Source organism: Curtobacterium luteum (genome assembly GCF_001475545.1).
Classification (GTDB): domain Bacteria; phylum Actinomycetota; class Actinomycetes; order Actinomycetales; family Microbacteriaceae; genus Curtobacterium; species Curtobacterium luteum_A.
Genome location: NZ_LDQC01000026.1, coordinates 99079 through 116364, shown reverse-complemented (window position 1 = coordinate 116364; position 17286 = coordinate 99079). Strand labels below are relative to the sequence as shown.

The 17286-nt window shown below is 72.0% G+C and carries 18 protein-coding genes and 1 pseudogene; 9 read left to right on the top strand and 10 right to left on the bottom strand.

Annotated features, from left to right (window positions below; genetic code table 11):
- From NS184_RS05035 to NS184_RS05010, 6 genes and pseudogenes are all read right to left on the bottom strand, one after another.
- A pseudogene (locus tag NS184_RS05035) lies at window positions 1–288 on the bottom strand (hypothetical protein); the annotation flags it as partial.
- Window positions 278–823: an RNA polymerase sigma factor gene (locus NS184_RS05030; RefSeq protein WP_058725040.1), complete on the bottom strand. Its 546-nt coding sequence runs from the start codon at window positions 821–823 to the stop codon at window positions 278–280. The gene NS184_RS05030 and the pseudogene NS184_RS05035, both read right to left, overlap by 11 nt.
- 194 nt (window positions 824–1017) lie before the next feature.
- A complete protein-coding gene (locus NS184_RS05025; protein WP_058725039.1) occupies window positions 1018–1281 on the bottom strand; it encodes a hypothetical protein in 264 nt (87 codons plus the stop codon).
- A complete protein-coding gene (locus NS184_RS05020; protein ID WP_058725038.1) occupies window positions 1278–1934 on the bottom strand; it encodes a hypothetical protein in 657 nt (218 codons plus the stop codon). Before NS184_RS05020 ends, NS184_RS05025 begins: the two co-directional genes overlap by 4 nt.
- A 124-nt stretch (window positions 1935–2058) precedes the next feature.
- Window positions 2059–4038: a lectin-like domain-containing protein gene (locus NS184_RS05015; protein WP_152998065.1), complete on the bottom strand. Its 1980-nt coding sequence runs from the start codon at window positions 4036–4038 to the stop codon at window positions 2059–2061.
- A gap of 186 nt (window positions 4039–4224) precedes the next feature.
- Window positions 4225–5886 carry a glycoside hydrolase family 13 protein gene (locus NS184_RS05010; RefSeq protein WP_058725036.1) on the bottom strand — a complete coding sequence of 554 codons (1662 nt, stop codon included), beginning with the start codon at window positions 5884–5886 and terminating at the stop codon, window positions 4225–4227.
- Window positions 5887–5987: 101 nt separating this feature from the next.
- On the opposite strand from NS184_RS05010, the gene NS184_RS05005 reads away from it, so the two are divergent.
- The 5 genes from NS184_RS05005 to NS184_RS04985 all read left to right on the top strand — a co-directional run bounded on the left by NS184_RS05005 (window position 5988) and on the right by NS184_RS04985 (window position 9866).
- Window positions 5988–6545 (top strand): NADPH-dependent FMN reductase, encoded by a 558-nt coding sequence (locus NS184_RS05005; RefSeq protein WP_058725035.1) that lies wholly within the window; start codon window positions 5988–5990, stop codon window positions 6543–6545.
- Window positions 6546–6723: 178 nt separating this feature from the next.
- Window positions 6724–7236 (top strand): MarR family winged helix-turn-helix transcriptional regulator, encoded by a 513-nt coding sequence (locus NS184_RS05000; protein ID WP_058725034.1) that lies wholly within the window; start codon window positions 6724–6726, stop codon window positions 7234–7236.
- Window positions 7237–7340: 104 nt separating this feature from the next.
- A complete protein-coding gene (locus tag NS184_RS04995; protein ID WP_058725033.1) occupies window positions 7341–7847 on the top strand; it encodes a Dps family protein in 507 nt (168 codons plus the stop codon).
- A 15-nt stretch (window positions 7848–7862) separates the two neighbouring features.
- Entirely contained in the window at window positions 7863–8663 is an 801-nt protein-coding gene (locus tag NS184_RS04990; RefSeq protein WP_058725032.1) for an SDR family NAD(P)-dependent oxidoreductase, read from the top strand.
- A 9-nt stretch (window positions 8664–8672) separates the two neighbouring features.
- The gene (locus NS184_RS04985) at window positions 8673–9866 is read left to right on the top strand and encodes an NAD(P)/FAD-dependent oxidoreductase (RefSeq protein ID WP_058725031.1); all 1194 of its coding nucleotides are present in this window, start codon (window positions 8673–8675) and stop codon (window positions 9864–9866) included.
- A 119-nt stretch (window positions 9867–9985) separates the two neighbouring features.
- On the opposite strand, the gene NS184_RS04980 is transcribed toward NS184_RS04985, so the two are convergent.
- Together NS184_RS04980 and NS184_RS04975 are read right to left on the bottom strand one after the other, a co-directional pair.
- Window positions 9986–11101 carry an alpha/beta fold hydrolase gene (locus NS184_RS04980; protein WP_193750395.1) on the bottom strand — a complete coding sequence of 372 codons (1116 nt, stop codon included), beginning with the start codon at window positions 11099–11101 and terminating at the stop codon, window positions 9986–9988.
- 70 nt (window positions 11102–11171) lie between these two features.
- A complete protein-coding gene (locus NS184_RS04975) occupies window positions 11172–12044 on the bottom strand; it encodes an SMP-30/gluconolactonase/LRE family protein (RefSeq protein WP_058725030.1) in 873 nt (290 codons plus the stop codon).
- A 166-nt stretch (window positions 12045–12210) separates the two neighbouring features.
- Here NS184_RS04975 and NS184_RS04970 point away from each other — a divergent pair, with 166 nt between their 5' ends.
- Window positions 12211–12402, top strand: coding sequence for a hypothetical protein (locus NS184_RS04970; RefSeq protein ID WP_058725029.1), 192 nt, complete (start codon window positions 12211–12213; stop codon window positions 12400–12402).
- A gap of 49 nt (window positions 12403–12451) precedes the next feature.
- Here the strand turns inward: NS184_RS04970 and NS184_RS04965 are convergent, their stop codons facing one another.
- Together NS184_RS04965 and NS184_RS04960 are read right to left on the bottom strand one after the other, a co-directional pair.
- A complete protein-coding gene (locus tag NS184_RS04965) occupies window positions 12452–13285 on the bottom strand; it encodes a DUF1206 domain-containing protein (RefSeq protein ID WP_083513459.1) in 834 nt (277 codons plus the stop codon).
- A 187-nt stretch (window positions 13286–13472) separates the two neighbouring features.
- Window positions 13473–13952: a MarR family winged helix-turn-helix transcriptional regulator gene (locus NS184_RS04960; protein WP_058725027.1), complete on the bottom strand. Its 480-nt coding sequence runs from the start codon at window positions 13950–13952 to the stop codon at window positions 13473–13475.
- 64 nt (window positions 13953–14016) lie between these two features.
- Between NS184_RS04960 and NS184_RS04955 the strand changes: the two genes are divergently transcribed.
- The 3 genes from NS184_RS04955 to NS184_RS04945 all read left to right on the top strand — a co-directional run bounded on the left by NS184_RS04955 (window position 14017) and on the right by NS184_RS04945 (window position 17285).
- Window positions 14017–14544, top strand: coding sequence for a phenolic acid decarboxylase (locus NS184_RS04955; RefSeq protein WP_058725026.1), 528 nt, complete (start codon window positions 14017–14019; stop codon window positions 14542–14544).
- Window positions 14544–15305 (top strand): alpha/beta hydrolase, encoded by a 762-nt coding sequence (locus NS184_RS04950; protein WP_058725025.1) that lies wholly within the window; start codon window positions 14544–14546, stop codon window positions 15303–15305. Before NS184_RS04955 ends, NS184_RS04950 begins: the two co-directional genes overlap by 1 nt.
- A 93-nt stretch (window positions 15306–15398) precedes the next feature.
- Window positions 15399–17285, top strand: coding sequence for a glycoside hydrolase family 15 protein (locus NS184_RS04945; protein WP_058725024.1), 1887 nt, complete (start codon window positions 15399–15401; stop codon window positions 17283–17285).
- Window position 17286 lies beyond the last annotated feature (1 nt).

The following is a 17286-nucleotide window of genomic DNA, read 5'->3' as shown; positions in this document are numbered from 1 at the left end:
GGGTGCCGGGGTCATCGTGATCGGCGCGGACGTGGGGGTGGTGGCGGACGGCGCCGGCGCGGGTTCCTGCGTGGTCGCCGGAGCGGCGACCGGCCGGTCCTGCTGGGACAGCGACACCGCGACCGCGCCGGACGCGGTCCCGAGTGCCAGCAGCCCGACGACACCGATCGCGATGCCCGGACGGATCCGGCGACGCCGGGAACGCGGGGTGGCGCGCTCGAGGACGTTCTGCTTCATCGCCACGAGCATCCGCTGGAGGTCGTCTCCCTCGGGGGGTTCAGTGTTCATCGTGCATCACCGCCTTCCTCAGTCGTGCGCGGGACCGTGAGACCCGCTGGGTGACCGCGCCGACGCTCAGGCCGAGCATCCGTGCCGCCTCGGCGTAGCTGTGTCCCTCCAGGAGGCACAGCTCGCAGATCCATCGGTCGGTCTCGGGCAGGGCCGCGATCTCGTCACGGACCCACCGCAGACGCTCGGCTGCCTCCGCGTGGTCGTCGGGGGCCGGGAGTTCCTCGGGGAGTTCGGCCGCACGGCGTCGCGCCTGCTTCCGACCGACGTTCAGCGCGTGGTTCCGACAGACGACCAGCAACCACGGCAGCACGGTGTCCGCCGGGAGCTCCAGCGTCTCGGCGCGCTGCCAGAGCGTCAGGAAGGTGTCCTGCACGGCCTCCTCGACATCGGGCCGGCTCGCCACGACGGCCCACGCGTACCGGGTGAGGGTGGCCGCGTACCGGTCGAACGCACGCGCCAGCGCTTGCTGGTCACCCTGCCCGATCGCCCGGACGAGTTGCTCGTCCGTCTCCGCGCCCGTCACCACGTCCACATCCCACCTCCTTCGACCAGGAGTGTCGGCAGGACCCGCGATCGTGACAGGACCGTGGTGGAATCGTGATCCCGGGCGTGTCAGGGGCGGGTCGCGGACCGGATCGGGGCGCGGTCGTCAGTGGCGGATCAGGGCGCGGTCGTCAGTGGCCGAGGCGCAGTGGCGGCAGGTCGCTCAGGACCGACGGCAGCCGGCTAGTGGAAGGAGTCGTCGTCGTTCTCGCCCGGGGTCTTGTGCCCGCCGAGCATGTCGTTGTCGTCCTGGTCGCTGGTGGAGGCCAGTTGGAGCATCGCGAGCACCACGACCACCACGATGAACGCGACACCGAGGAAGATGACGGCCAGCTGGGGCTCGCGGGTGGAGATGAGGACCACCACCGCGACGAACACGGCGATGATCGCCGAGATGCCGAGGAGTTCGGCCGGACGCAGACGGTCGCGGCGACTGGGGGTGGTCATGCGTGAGGTGCTCCGTCCGGGGCGGCTGCCGGAGCGGCCGTGCCCCACTTGTGCGAGAGTCCGGCGATCACGTGGAAGACCGCCGCGACGGCCAGGTAGGCGCCGAGCAGGCCGACCAGGATGATCGGCGCGTCGAGGGTGCCCTGCGCGTCGTCGATGCCGCCGAGCTGCTTCGAGTAGTCGGGCGGGGTCACGAGGAAGGCGACGGCGAGCAGGAGGGTGAGGACACCGACGGTCGCCCAGTCGCGGGCGAACGGGGAGCCGCCGCGTGCACGGAGCCCCTGGGTGAGCTCCAGCGCGCCGGTGAGGACCGCGAACGCCACCACGATCGTGATGAACGCGGGGAGCCCACCGCCGTTCAGGGCGAGTGCGGCGATCCCGCACAGGACGGCGATGACCGCCTGGACGAGCGTCGACCGACGAGCGCGTGCGTCGCCGTCGAGCCGGCGCGAACCGGCTGCCAGGACGATGCCCTCCACCACCGCGTACCCGCCGAACAGCAGCAGACCGTACCCGGCCGCGTGGTTCGAGGAGAACGTGATCACGAGCGCGACGACCGCAGCGGGGACGGCCCGGAGGACCGGGACCGGCCAGTACCGTGCGCGACGGGTGGCGTCGTCCACGGCGGAGACGTCGTCCACGGAGTCGGACACGGGACCTCTTTCAGGCGTGCGGATCGTACGGTCGATCCTACCGCCGGCGCGGTGGACGCCCGACCGGGGCCGGGCGTCCGCGCTGAGGATGCTCGAAACCCGGTCGGGCGTCCGGTGCCCGCGATCAGACCCGGTCAGCCTCGGACCGGGCTCCGGCCCCCGGCGTCCGGACCCGGCCGGTGGGTGCGGTCACGGGGCGGCGTCGACGACGCGCGAGCCACCAGCACGCACCGCCGGCGGTGAGTACGACCCCGGCGAGCGCTGCGACCGGTGCGAGGTCCGCAGCGCCCGTGTACGCGAGCGCACCCGGTCCGCCGGGGCGGCTCCCGACTGCGTCCGCCGTCGCTGCGGGTCGCCGGTCGGCGTCGGGTCGGCCGCCGTCGCCGTCGGTCGGTGTACCGGTGGGCTCCGGAGAGCCGGACGGCCGCGACGACACCGACGGCTCCGGTCCGGTCGGACCGACGACGCCGATCACCACCTCGTCAGACTCGTCGCCACCATCCGGGTCGGTCGGTGACGTGGCCGTCGCCACGTTCGGGATGTCCGAGCCGTCGCCGCGGTAGTCCGGGTCGAGCTCGGCACGGATGCGGAAGGCCGTGGCGTCGCCCGCCGCGAGTGACCGTCCGGAGTGGCACGTGACGGTCTGTCCCTCGGCGGTGCAGTCGTCCGGCGACCCGACGAAGCGGAGCGGCCCGGGGAGCACGTCCACGGCTCCGACGTCCGCGGCGACGGCCGGGCCTCGGTTGCGGGCGGTCACGGTGTACTCGACTTCGTCACCGGGCTCGACGCCCTGGGCGGGGGTCACGCGCTTGTCGGTCTCGACATCCGCGACCGGAGCAGCGTCGTCCACGGTCGCCGTCGCCCGCGAGGTGTTGTCGGACTCGTCGACGTCCGACACCGAAGGTGCGGCGGCCACCGTCGCCGTGCTCTCGAGTGTCCCCGTCGCCTGCGCCGCGACCGTCGCGTTGATCGTGACCGCGGCGGCGGAGCCGCGGGGCAGGTCGAGGTCGGTGGTGACGTCGCCGGTGCCGGACGCCGTCGCGCACGCGGCGCCGTCGAGCCCGGCGCACCGCCAGGCGACGTCCTGCAGCCCGTCCGGGACGTCCACCGCGAAGGCGCTCGGCGCGCTCGCGTTCACGCCCACGTTCCGCGCGGTCGCGGTGTACTCGACCCGTGCTCCGGGGGCGAGCCGAGCGGGGAGGTCCTGCTCCACGGCGAGGTCCGCCGGCTTCCAGACCCGGAACTCCTCGACCTCGTGCACGTTCACGTGGCTGCCGGTCGCTGCCGAGAAGCCCAGTCGCAGGGTCGGTGGCAGCGGCGCCTGTCCGCCACCGTGCAGCGGGACGTCGGCGAGCACGGTCCGCATGGCTGCACCGTCCTGCAGTCGCACCGTCATGGTGAGTTCTCCTTCGTCGCCCGGGAGGAGCGTGATCCGGACGCGCCGCGGGTCGTCCCCGTCGGCGAGCACGCCACCCGGGGCCGATGCGCCGGCGATGTGCCGGTAGCCCGTGGTGCCGTTCCCGGAGCCGCGGACCACCACGTGCTGCGGTCGTGCGCCGGGACCGGATCCGCCGATGGGTGCGGAGAAGTTGCCGTAGTGGTCGAGCGCCACGGCAGCGAAGCCACCGGGGACACCCGGGAGGTCGCACGGGCGGGTGGTGCTCCCACCCTCCGTCGCCTCGACGCGACAGGTGTAGCCGAGTCCAGCGCCGAACGACCCGACGCCCTGGGGAGCGCTGCCGTCAGCGAGGAAGAGCAGCAGGCCGTCGGCGCCGACGTCGTCCTCGTCGGTGTACATCGTGTACGTGAACTCGATCTCGAGTCCGGTGTCGGAGCGGAAGGTGTCGTTCGTCGACCACGCCCCCGCCTGTCGCTGGACGTCCTCGGTCAGCCGGAGTCGCCCCCCGGTGATCGCCGCGTCGCCGTGGAGCTCGCCGCCGGCGGGTGAGGTGAAGTCGTGGACGTACGGGAAGCCGAGCTCGACCGCGGTCGACGACGACGCGGTCAGGGCGGGCGCGGCGAGCACGGCGAGCGCGGTGCACACACTCGCCGCGCCCGCCAGCCGCCGGAGGATCCGGGATCTGGTGGTACTGGGTTCTGTCATGCCCCGATCGTCGCCAGCGGGACGCCGCTCGCGACGGCTGGTCGCACGTCCGGTGGACGGACGCGGTCAGCGCAGTACCTGTGCAGGAACCGCGACGCGCACGACCGCAGGAACCGCGACGCGCACGACCGCAGGAACCGCGACGTGCACGACCGCAGGAACCCGACGCACGCACACGACCGGCGGTCAACCGACCGGCGCGACCCAGACGGTCGTCTCGCCGGGCAGCTCCCCGTCGCCCAGGGGTCCGGAGGCGAGCAGGACCCGACCCGCGGGCAGCGGAACGGGTCCGGTCCCGAAGTTCATGACGCACCGCCACCCGTCGTGCCGGTCGAACGCGACGACGGACGCGGACGCAGGAGCAGTCTCCGCGTCGACCCACGTCAGCTCCTCGCCGCGCTGCAGTCGGGCACGCGCCGCGAGCGCCGCCCGGTACAGGGTCAGCGTCGACCCGGGGTCGCCGTCCTCCGCCTCCACCGAACTCGCCCCGAAGTCCTCGGGCTGCGGCAGGTGGGGCGCCACGGGACCGAAGCCGAACGACGGGCCCGACGGGGTCCACGGGATCGGGACCCGGCAGCCGTCGCGGCCCTTCACGGTGTGCCCGGTCCGGTCCCACTTCGGGTCCTGGAGTTCGTCGTGCGGGATCGCGGGCGCCTCGTGCAGTCCGAGCTCCTCGCCCTGGTAGACGTACGTCGAACCGGGCAGGGCGAGCAGGAGCAGCGTCGCGGCCCGAGCCCGCCGGAGTCCGCGCTCCCGGTCGAGCGCTGGCTCCGTGCCGTCGGTCATGAGCCAGGCGTCGGTGTCGGTCCCCTCGGGCAGGCCGTACCGGGTGGCGTGCCGGACGACGTCGTGGTTCGAGAGCACCCAGGTCGAGGACGCACCGGACTCATCCGCCGCCGCGGTGTTCCGCGAGATGATCGTCCGGAACACCTCGGCGTCGAACGGGGCCTCGAGGAGGTCGAAGTTGAACGCCTGCCCGAGCTCCGTCGGCCGGGCGTAGAGCACGCGACGCGGGGCCGGGGCCCACGCCTCGGCGACGGCGGCCCGTGGCGGGTCGTACTCGTCGAGCACGCGGCGCCACCCCTCGAAGATCTCGTGCACCTCGTCGCGGTCGTACAGCGGGTCGGAGCCGTCGAGCGGCAACGCGTGCTCGTTCGACGGGCGGTAGGGCGTCGAGAGGTCCTTCGCGAGGCCGTGGGCGACGTCGACGCGGAACCCGTCGACCCCACGGTCCGACCAGAACCGCAGCGTCTCCTCGAAATCGGACCGCACCTCGGGGTTCGACCAGTCGAGGTCCGGCTGCTCCGGGGCGAACAGGTGCAGGTACCACTGCCCGTCCGGCACGCGCGTCCAGGCGCTGCCGCCGAAGTTCGACACCCAGTCGCTCGGCGGGAGCTCGCCGGACGCGCCCGCGCCGTCGCGGAACACGTACCGGGCTCGTTCCGGGGAACCGGGCGCCGCCGCGAGTGCTGCCTCGAACCACGGGTGCGCTGAAGAGGTGTGGTTCGGCACGATGTCGACGATGACGCGGAGGTCGTGCTCGTGCGCGGCGTGGAGGAACGCGTCGAAGTCGTCGAGTGTGCCGAGTCGCGGGTCGACCGCACGGTAGTCGGCCACGTCGTAGCCCCCGTCGGCGAGCGGTGACGGGAAGAAGGGTGAGAGCCACACCGCGTCCACGCCGAGGGACGCCAGGTACGGCACGCGGGAGGTGATCCCCTCGACGTCGCCGAGCCCGTCGCCGTCGGCGTCCGCGAAGCTCCGCGGGTAGACCTGGTAGACGACGGCGTCACGCCACCAGTCGGCGTCGGGGGTGCGGGGCGTGCTGGCGGGCGTCCTCGGGGTGCTCACGCGGCCGACGATACCGACGCGGGCTGCGCACGGGAATGGCTGCGTCGATACGGTGATTGGTTGTACGTGACACCTTTCCGTCAACGAACAAGGGAACGCTGATGACGAACGTCCTGGTCCTGGTCGGCAGCCTCCGCGCCGGCTCCATCAACCGCAAGCTCGCCGAGGCCGCGGAGCAGCACGCTCCCGAGGGCATCGAGCTCACCACGTACGACGCGATCACCGATCTGCCCTTCTACAACGAGGACATCGACGGGGACACCCCGCCCACCTCCGCCGTCGCGTTCCGCGAGGCCCTCGCCGCCGCGGACGGTGTGCTCCTCGTCACGCCCGAGTACAACGGCACGATCCCGGCCGTGCTGAAGAACGCGCTCGACTGGGCCTCGCGTCCGTTCGGGGCTTCGCCGATCTCCGGCAAGCCGCTCGCCGTGATCGGTTCGGCGTTCGGGCAGTTCGGCGGCGTCTGGGCGCACGACGATGCCCGCAAGGTCGCCGGGATCGCCGGCGCGAAGGTCCTCGAGGACGTCAAGGTCGCGATCCCGCAGTCGGTCGTCCGGTTCGCCGAGACCCACCCGCGCGAGGACGACGAGGTCGTCTCGCTCGTCCAGGGCGCGCTGCGCGCGCTCGACGACGCCGCGTCGGAGCCGGTCGCCGCGTAGTCGGGTCGGGGCCCGCCGCACGCGTCAGCGACGCGACGACAGGACGGACGGGAGGCGCGGTGCCAGCTCGCACCGCGCCTCCCGTCCGTCTCCTGCACAGCATGCGGACGCATGCACCTGTCCCCCACCCGCGCACTCGCTAGACGATCTAGTAAGGAGACGGGTTACGCTGTCCCGCATGTCCACGCAGGAGATCACCGAGGCGTCCGGGTACTGGTTCCCCGACGACGACGCGACGCAACGGGGCGTCGCCGTCCTCAACGCCCTGCGTCGCTACCGTTCCGCCGAGACCGCGATGCGTCGGCGCACCCGCGACTCGATGGGCATGGGCGAGACCGACCTCCTGGCGGTCCGGTTCCTGCTGCAGGCGCAGCGCGCCGGACGCCAGGTGAGCCCGAAGGACCTCGCTGCCTACCTCAAGATCTCGTCGGCCTCCACGACGATCCTCATCGACCGTCTCGTCAAGTCGAACCACGTCCGTCGCGAGCCGCACCCGACCGACCGCCGGGCCCTCGTCATCGTGCCGACCACCGAGACCGACGAAGAGGTCCGCGCGACCCTCGGCGTGATGCACCGGCGCATGATCGCGATCGCCGAGGGGCTGCCCGTGGACGATGCCAGGGTCGTCGCACGGTTCCTGGAGGACATGCGCAGCGCAGTCGACCAGGTCGACCCCGTCGCAGCGCACTGACGCGTCTCCGGACGCCCGCTGACGAGCCGGGGGACGGACGGCCAGGGAGCACTGAGGCGACCCCGCGTAGACCGGAGTGGTCACCGACGTGGAAGGAGCCGATCATGCACGCATCGGACAAGCTCGCCAAGAACCTCCAGGCGGTCCTCGTGGACCTCATCGACCTGCACGTGCAGGGCAAGCAGGCCCACTGGAACATCCTGGGCACGAACTTCCGTGACCTCCACCTGCAGCTCGACGAGATCGTCGACGCCGCACGCGAGTTCGCGGACGACACCGCCGAGCGCATGCGCGCGCTCTACGCCGTGCCGGACGGCCGGTCCTCGACGGTCGCCGCCACGAGCCACCTCGACCAGTTCCCGGACGGCGAGATCACGACGCACGACGCGATCGACCAGATCACCCTGCGCCTCTACCAGGCCACCGGCACCATGCGCGACGTGCACGACGAGGTCGACGAGGAGGACCCGACCACCGCGGACCTGCTCCACGGCTTCATCGAGCGCCTCGAGCAGCTCGCCTGGATGGTCTCCGCGGAGAACCGCGCGCCGAGCACGCCGCTCGCCTCCGCGACGACGCCCGCGGTCGCCGACGCCTCGGCGCACTCCTAGGACGCCGGGGGCCACGTGGACCTCGGCATCCGGGGCAAGACCGCGCTCGTCTTCGGCGGGGACTCGGGGATCGGCTGGAACACGGCGCGGATCCTCCTCGCCGAGGGCGCGACGGTCGTGGTCACCGACCTCGACCAGGGCCGACTGGACACCAGCGCCGACCAGCTCGAGGCGCCGCACGGCAAGCTGTTCGCCTTCGCCGCGGACGTGACGAAGGCCGAAAGCCTCGCTGCCCTGCACGACCGGGTGCGTGCGGCCGTGGGCGAGATCGACATCCTCGTGCAGTCCTCGGGCGTCACCGGCGCGCAGGGACTGTTCCACGAGATCGACGAGCAGGGCTGGCTCGACACGATCGACATCGACCTCATGGGGCCGGTCCGGATCACGCGCGAGTTCATCTCCGACCTGCGGAACGGCGGCTGGGGTCGCATCGTCTACCTGGTGTCCGAGGACGCCTCGCAGCCGTACGATGACGAGCTGCCGTACTGCGCCGCGAAGGCCGGCGTCCTCTCGTTCGCGAAGGGACTCTCGCGCAGCTACGCGTCCGAGGGCCTCCTCGTGAACTGCGTCAGCCCGGCCTTCATCCACACGCCGATGACCGACGCGATGATGGACAAGCGGTCGAAGGAGCTCGGGACCTCCTTCGACGAGGCCGTCTCGTCGTTCCTCGACGGGGAACGCCCGTACATGGAACTCGGACGCCGCGGGGAACCGGAGGAGGTCGCGAACGTCGTCGCGTTCCTCTGCTCGGACCTCGCGAGCTTCGTCAACGGCGCGAACTACCGGGTCGACTCCGGCTCGGTCGCCACGATCTAGGAGCACCACATGACCGACTTCCGGTACCTCATCGTCGGCGGCGGGATGGTCGCGGACTCCGCTGCGCGCGGCATCCGCGAACTCGACGCCGACGGGTCCATCGGGATCATCAGCGAGGACGTCGACCGGCCGTACGCCCGTCCGGCGCTCTCGAAGAAGCTCTGGACCGACCCCGAGTTCAGCTGGGACGACAAGGTCGACCTCCACACCGAGGAGACCGGCGCCACCTTCGTGCTCGGCACCCGCGTCACCGCCATCGACCGCGACGCGAAGACGGTCACCACCGACCAAGGCGACACCCACGGGTACGAGCGGCTGCTCATCGCGACCGGCGGCAAGCCGCGTGGGCTCGACGGCCTCGAGCCGTCCGACCGCGTCCTCGACTACCGGAGCGCCGCCGACTACCGGAAGCTCCGGGAGTTCGCGGACGCCGGTGCGCACGTCGTCGTGGTCGGCGGTGGCTACATCGGCACGGAGATCACCGCGGGCATCTCGCAGAACGGGGCCGAGGTCACCTTCGTGGACCCCGACGAGGTCGTGGGCGGACGGATGTTCCCCGCCGACCTCGCGCACGCGTTCCAGCAGCGGTTCGTCGACGCCGGGGTGGACCTCCGCCTGGGTCGCCGCGTCGAGTCGGGCACCCAGACCGCCGACCGCGTCGTGCTCACGCTCGACGACGGGACGACGGTCGAGGCGGAGGCGGTCGTCGTCGGGCTCGGCATCGAGCCGGTCACGCAGCTCGCCTCCGACGCGGGCCTCACCGTCCGCGACGGCATCGTCGTGTCCTCGACGCTCCGGACCGACGACGAGTCGATCTTCGCCGCGGGAGACGTCGCCGAGTACCCGGACCGCATCCTCGGCACCCGCCGGGTGGAGCACGTCGACAACGCGCAGCAGCAGGGTCGGCAGGCCGGCCGCAACCTCGCGGACGCGGACGAGACCTACGACCACACGCCGATGTTCTACTCGGACGTGTTCGACATGGGCTACGAAGCCGTCGGCCAGGTGTCCTCGTCGCTGCACACGGTCGAGGACTGGCAGGAGCCGACCGTGACCGGCGTCGTCTACTACCTCGACGACGACCAGGTCGTGAAGGGCGTGTTGCTCTGGAACGTGTGGGACAAGACCGACGAGGCCCGGAAGGTCCTCGCCGACGCCCACTCACTCACGCCGGACATGCTCGTCGGACGCATCCAGCCCTGACGGGCAGGACCGACAGACGGATTGGAGGCGCGGTGCCAGCTGGTGCCGCGCCTCCAGGCCATCGCCCGGTTGCGCCCCGCTGCCGGCCGGCGCGGTCCGGACGACGGTCAGTCGTCGCCTCAGCGCGCGTCGCGCGCTTCGGGGGCGACCTGGTCGACCACCGCGCGGCGGTCGTCCGGGTCCACCGGCAGGCCGTCCCCGTCCGCCATCGCGACCGCGTGCGCGGACTTCGCGGCCTCGAGGGTCTCGTCGTCGTTCCGGGCCATGCCGAACAGCTCGATGAAGCGCGACTTCACGAGCAGCCAGGCGTCTCCGGGGCTCAGGCGAGCGAGGTCTGACGACGTCGAGTCGTCGCGGACCCGCTGCAGGGACGAGACCCCGCGGTCCGGGATCCGACGGCCCACGTGGTCCACCGCGAGCTGCGCGACCGCGTCCGCCTGGGCGTGCATGACCGAGTGCGCGCCGTCGACGACCTCGCGGAGCACGGCGTACGGGAAGACCCGCGCGAGTCGCCGCACCCAGTCACGCGGCACCATCGCGTCGTGTTCGCCACGGACGATGAGCGTCCGGGCCTGCACCTCGGCCGCGCGCTCCTCGATCGGGAAGGCGATCATCCGCGGGAGCACCTTCGAGAACCAGTGCCAACCGCAGAGGACGTACGCGGTGATGCCGTGCCACCGCACCGCCGCGGGCTCGTGCACCGTCGACCGCAGGAACCGGAACGCCGACTGCCGGACGGTGCGCGCGCAGGAGTCGACGACGGGGCTGATGAGCACGAGGTCCGAGATGTCGGGCCGTCGGGCCGCGACCTCCGTCACGACCTGGGTACCCATCGAGTGCCCGACGAGCACCGGGTCCTCGAGACCGAGCTCGTCGATGACCCGTTCGACGGCGTCTGCGTAGCGCTCGATCGACACCCGGCCGCGGAAGTGCGGCACACCCGCGAAGCCGGGCAGGTCGAGCGCGTGCACCGGACCGTTCTCGTTGAGGTGCGGCGCGAGTCGCTCGTAGTACGTCGCCGCGATGCCGAGTCCGGCGACGAGCACGAAGGCGCGGTCGCCCGGCTGGCCGATCGAGCTGACGCGGACGTAGGTCCCGTCGACGGCGATGCGGTCGACCTCCACGGTGACGTCGGCGTCCTCCGCCTCGGCCAGGCGGCTCGACGGGTCGGGCGCGTGGGCAGCGCGGTCGGCGGCGTGCGAGCTGCGGTCGTGCGGCGTGCGGTCGTCGTCCACGGCGTCTCCTCGGGTCGAACGGTCGCCCAGGATACCCGCGGTCGGGGTCCGTCCGGCGGACCCCACCCCGTCACCCGCTGAACGTGTTCGCGGGGAAGCCGTGCACGCGGGTCGGGACCGCGAACACCGCGCCGGAGTGCGGGTACCGCTCCAGGTCGTCCTCCGCGAGGTTCTCCCGCGCCGTCCCGATGCAGAGTGTCGACAGGTCCTCGCCGCCGAACGCCACCGACGTCACGTTCGGAGCCGGGACCTCCACCGTCTCGAGGTGCGTCCCGTCCGGTCCCCACCGTTCGACCCGGCCCGCGCCGTAGACCGCCGTCCAGAGGCAGTCCTCGTCGTCGCGGACGAGGCCGTCGTGTGCCGCGCCGCTGATGAACGGCAGCAGCTCTCCGAGGACCCCGTCCGGACCGTAGGCCGCACGGTAGATCGTCGACGTGCTCGTGTCCGTCACGAACATCTCGGAACCATCGCCGGTCCACTCGAAGCCGTTCGCGACACCGAACCCGCCGCGGAGGATCCGGACGGTCCCGTCGGGCTCGATCGCGTACAGGGCCCCGGCCGGGTCGTCGCCGCCGAGGTCCATGCTGCCCACGACGAAGCGGCCGAAGGGGTCGCACTTGCCCTCGTTGAACCGGATGCCCGCGGTCGCGTGCTGCACGCGCGCGAGTTCACGCTCGACGACCCCGTCCGCGTCGGTGAGCACGACGGTGTCGCCGAGCGCGGCCACGAACCCGCCCGTGGCCCGCGGCTGGAAGCTCGCGAGCGGCGGCGGCAGCGGGACCACGCTCCGGACCGTGCCGTCGGCAGCCGCGGTGGTGAGCGTGCCGAGCGTGATGTCCGTCCAACGGAGCACCCGCTCCGTCGGACTCCAGACGATGCTCTCGGCGAGCACGGCCTGGTCGTCGCAGAAGACGGTCACGGGTCCGGTCGTCGCGGTGTCCATGCTCCCTGCGTACCGCCTGCCGCCTCCGCGCCCGTTCACCATGGTGTGCGGACTCTCATCCACTCTCCGCTCGGGAACCTTGCTCCCGGAGATCGAGCGACGCATCGTTGGGCACACCGCACCGAGGGGGCCGACACGTCGCCGGCCCGACGACAGAGGGGGTCCCATGACGCCGGAGCCTCGACCGTCACTCCGAGACCGGTTCGGAGCGTTGGCGTACGTCGTCGTCGGGAGCGCGGCCATCGCGGTCGGGACGGTCGTCGGGCTCGCGGCGGCGGTCGGCGAGTTCTTCGCGTCCGGGATGGAACCGAGGGAAACATCCCAGCCCGCCGACCCGCTCGACGAACAGCCCTCGTAGCGTCCGGGATCGGGCAGTGTCCGGCCTCGGCCCGTGTCCGACCTCAGGCTCAGAGGCGGGCGTAGCGGGCCCGGAAGAAGCTGTACACGCCGAACGCCACGAACCCGATCCCGATCGCCACGAGCAGGACGCCGCCGCCGGACATGCCGTGCAGGGCGTCGAAGGCTCCGTCGAGGCCGGTCGCCTGGTCCGGGTCGCTCCGGAACGCCGCCACGGCGACGAGCACACCGACCGCGATCACCGCCACGCCCTTGAGGACGTACCCGACGACCCCGAGCACCGTCACGGTGTGCTCGATCGGTTGCCGCGGCCGGACGAGCTGCTTCCAGAACGACCGCCGGGCTCCCTCGACGACGAGGGCGGTGCCGATGCCGACCGCGACCGCGGCGACGAGCAGCAGGAGGAACACCCCGCCCGGCGTCGCGAGTGCCTTGGCCGCAGCGCTCCGCGACGAGCCGCTCGAACTCGTCCCGGCGCCGATCGCGTACTGCATCGCCGACACCGAGATCGCCCCGTAGACGACCGCCTTGCCGGCGTTCTTCGCCCGGGCACCCCAGGCGCGGGCGCTGTCGCTGCGACCGCCGACGACGGCCTCGACGACGAGTCGGATCGTGAGCGCCGCCGTCCCGATCGCGACCACCCAGAGCAGGAACACCCCGCCGGGGACGTCCTGGATCTGCTGGAGTGCTCCGGACTGGTCGGTCTCGCTGCCACCGGCCGCGCTGCCGATCCCGAGCAGGACCACGAGGTAGCCGATGAGCAGGTGCACGACACCGCTGCCGATGAACCCACCGCGCGCGAGCAGCTCGAACCAGCGACTGTCCGCCACCCGTCGCGCCTGTCGCCCGGCGTCCTTGACCGCTCGTTCCGCCGTTCCGCTCATCGATCCAGCGTGCCCGTCCGCGGCGCCCGTGTCCGGTGCGTGCGGTCGCCGGACCTGCTGCGCAGTCGACCGGACGACCGACGGGAGCCGCGTACCGGACCGCCGTGCGCCTCGTGCGTCGCGGGACCGGACCAGGAGACCGACGGGAGGCGCGTGGCGGCCGCGCCACGTGCCTCCCGGCCGTCCGTCAGTCGCCCTCGTCCGCGCGACCCTCCAGGCGCTGGCGGAGCCGTGCCAGGACGTCGCCGACGTCCGCGAGCACGCGGCGGTCCGCCGCGGAGGCGGCCGCCATGGCCTCGACGAGCACCCGCTCGGCGGACTCGTCGTACACCGCGAGCCGTCGCTGCGCGAGCTCGGTGAGGCCGACCTCGGTGCTCCGGCCGTCACCGCGCGCGAGTCGCCGCTCGACCAACCCGTCGCGCTCCATGGCGGCGACGAGGTTGCTGACCGTGGACCGCGCGAGCCCGAGCGCCCGCCCCAGCGCCGTCGGGCTGGACCACCCGTCGACGTCGAGCCGCCTGAGGACCTCGATCTGCGCGTCGGGGATGTCGGGCAGGTCCCCGGAGCGGCGTGCAGTGTTGAGGAGCGCGCGCCGGAAGGGACCGACCTCGGCACTCAGGCGGCGCGCCGCGTCGGACAGGCCGGGATCGTTCGAACGGGGGGACACGCTCTCAGGGTACTCACCGAGAAAACGTCTGCAACAAACGCATTTCAGGAGCAAACTCGAACGCATGCAGATCACCACGAGCGTCGAGCACCCCGTCCCCGAGCAGGACCTCTCCGGCATCGTCGGACACCGGTTCATCTACACGTACGCCAACGGCTGGCAGTACGAGATGTACGTCAAGAACGCGACGACCATCGACTACCGCATCCACTCGGGCATGGTCGGCGGCCGCTGGGTCAAGGACCAGCAGGTCGACCTCGTCGCGCTGACCGCCGGCGTGTACAAGGTGTCCTGGAACGAGCCGACCGGCACGAGCGTGGTCGTGACCGTCGTGCCCGGTGAGCGCGTCCTGCACGGCACGATCTTCTTCCCGCACTGGGTCGAGGAGGACGGCAGCAAGACCGTCCTGTACCAGAACGACCACCTCGACCGGATGCGCGAGTACCGCGACCAGGGCCCGACCTACCCGATCTACGTGGTGCCGGAGTTCGCGCACATCACGCTGTTCGAACACGTCGGCGAGGACGACGAGACCGTCGTGGACACCGCCCCCGCCGACCTCCCCGCCGGCTTCGCGGACCGGACGAACTGATGCAGCCGACCAGCCTCGACCACGACGGCCGGACGCTCCGCGGCTGGCAGCTCGGCGCCGTCGAGCCCGGGCGCCAGGCGGTGCTCCTCGTGCACGGGTTCGGCAGCACGGACACCGGCGGGCAGCAGCTCTTCGTCCAGACCGCACGACGGCTCGCCGACCACGGCGCCGCGGTCCGCTCGTACAGTCGGCTCGGCCACGGGACGAGCGACGGCGAGTTCGCGGACATCACGATCACGGACGAGGTCGAGCAGGTCACGACCATGGTCCGGACGCTCGCCTCGGACGCCGGCGGCCCCGTGCACGTCGTCGCACACAGCCTCGGAGCCGTCGAGTCCGCCCTCGCCGCTGCCCGCGAGCCCGACCTCGTGGCGACGTTGACCCTGTGGTCACCCGCCGGCGTGGTCGTCGACGACATCGCGAGCAAGGACGAGATCCAGGGACAGCCGCTCGCGCCGGCTCGCGAACAGGGCTTCTTCGACTTCGGTGGGATGGCGCTCGGGACGGCGTTCATCGACGAGGTCACGGGCGGGCTCGACGTGTACGCGGGGATCGACCGCTACACCGGTCCGGCGGAGGTGTTCCACGGGACGGCGGACCAGATCGTGCCGCTGTCCTACGGCGAACGGTACGGCGAGGTCCTCCCAGGGGCGGCGTTCACCCCGGTCGAGGGCGCCGACCACGGGTGGTCGTCCGTGCCGTTCCGACGACTCCTCCTCGACCGGTTGGTCACCTCGACGGGACTCACCAACGTCGCCTGACGGCTCCTGCACAGCCTGGAGGCGCGGTGCGGCTGCCCACGACGGGGTACGTCTCGCTGATGGTCGGCCGCACCCCCGGAGCAGGCTGAGACCATGAGCGAGCGGACCCTGGACACTCCCGACGCGACCGAGAACGAGGAACGCACCGACGGCTACGTGCCCCTCCGGTCCTACGGCGCGGTCGGGGACGGACGGACCGTCGCCCTCATCGCGCTCGACGGTCGGATCGACTGGCTCCCGATCCCCTCGATGGACTCAACGCCGGTCTTCGCGAGCATCCTCGACCCGGAACACGGCGGCCACGTCGCGCTACGGCCGACCGGCGACGCCGAGGTGACGCGGGAGTACCTGCCCGGCACGAACGTGCTGGTCACCACCTGGACCACGTCGACCGGGCAGGTCACGGTGACGGACGCCATGGTGACGGGCGTCGCCGGTCGGCTGCCGTGGGCGGAGGTCGCCCGGTGCGTGCAGGGCGTCCGCGGTTCGGTCGAGCTCGAGTGGGCGGTCGTGCCCGGTACCCTGCTGGGCACCGCCGAGCCGAAGCGCCTCGACACGGCCAACGGGGCCGTGATCGGCATCGACGGCGTCACCATCGCGATCGTGGAGCAGGGCTTCGAGCCGGTGCACGACGACGGCCCGCGCTTCTCCGGCCGGTTCACCGCGACCGAGGGGTCGAAGCACATCCTCACGATCGTCGGTACCCACGACGAACCGATCTTCATGCCGAAGCCCGAAGCCGCCCTCGCGGCGATGGACCGCACGATCGACAACTGGGCGACGTGGTCCGAGGCGTTCCACTACGACGGCCCCTGGGCCGACGCCGTGCAACGGAGCGCCCTCGCGCTGAAGCTGCTCATCTACTCCCCCACCGGGGCGATCGCCGCGGCCCCGACCACGAGCCTGCCCGAGGACAGGACCGGCGGGAAGAACTGGGACTACCGGTTCGCCTGGGTCCGCGACCTGTCGTACACGGTGCACGCGCTCACCCGCTTCGGCCTGCGCGAGGAGACGCACGCGGCGGTGTCCTGGGTCATGCGGACCATCGCCGAGCACGACGCTTCGATGCCGATCTTCTACGAGCTCGACGGGTCGAAGAGCGACGGGGTCGAGGAACGCGACGTGCCGGGGTGGCAGGGCATCGGCCCCGTCACGATCGGCAACCGGGCGAGCGGCCAGCTGCAGCTCGGCGTGTGGGGCGACGTGTTCGAGATCCTGCGGCAGTACGTGCGCGCCGGCAACGTGATCGACCGCAAGACGGCCAGGGTGCTGCAGGACCTCGCCGACGACGCGTGCCACCGGTGGGAGGAAGCCGATTCGGGCATGTGGGAGCTCCAGGACACGCAGCACTACGTGTCGAGCAAGATCGGGTGCTGGCAGGCCCTCGACGCCGCGGCCGAACTGCACGACGCCGGGATGATCGACGGGCCGCGCGACAAGTGGGTCGAGAACCGCGAGCTCATCGAGCAGTGGGTGGCCGACCACGGGTGGGACGAGGAGCGCGGGTACTACGTGATGTACCCGGGCTCGGACAAGATCGACACGTCGATCCTGCTGCACGCGATGAGCGCCTTCGACCGCGGTCCCCGCATGGCGTCCACGATCCGCGCGATCGAGGAGCAGTTGCAGCGCGGGCCGCTCGTCTACCGGTACTCCGGCATGGAGCAGGAGGAGTCCCCGTTCGTCGCCTGCTCGTTCTGGCTCGCGGCCGCGATGGCGTGCACCGGCCGGGTCGACGACGCCGCGGCACTGATGGACGCGATGGTGGCCCAGGCGAACGACGTCGGTCTCTACAGCGAGATGATCAGCGAGGACGGCTCCTTCATGGGGAACCTGCCGCAGGGGCTCTCGCACCTCGCGCTGATCCAGGCCGCCCTGACGATCGAGGAGGTCCGCGCCGAAGCGGCGGACAGCGACGCCGGGGACGCGGACGGGGACGAGGACGGGGACGACACTGGCGGGACCGACCGCGCAGCGTGAT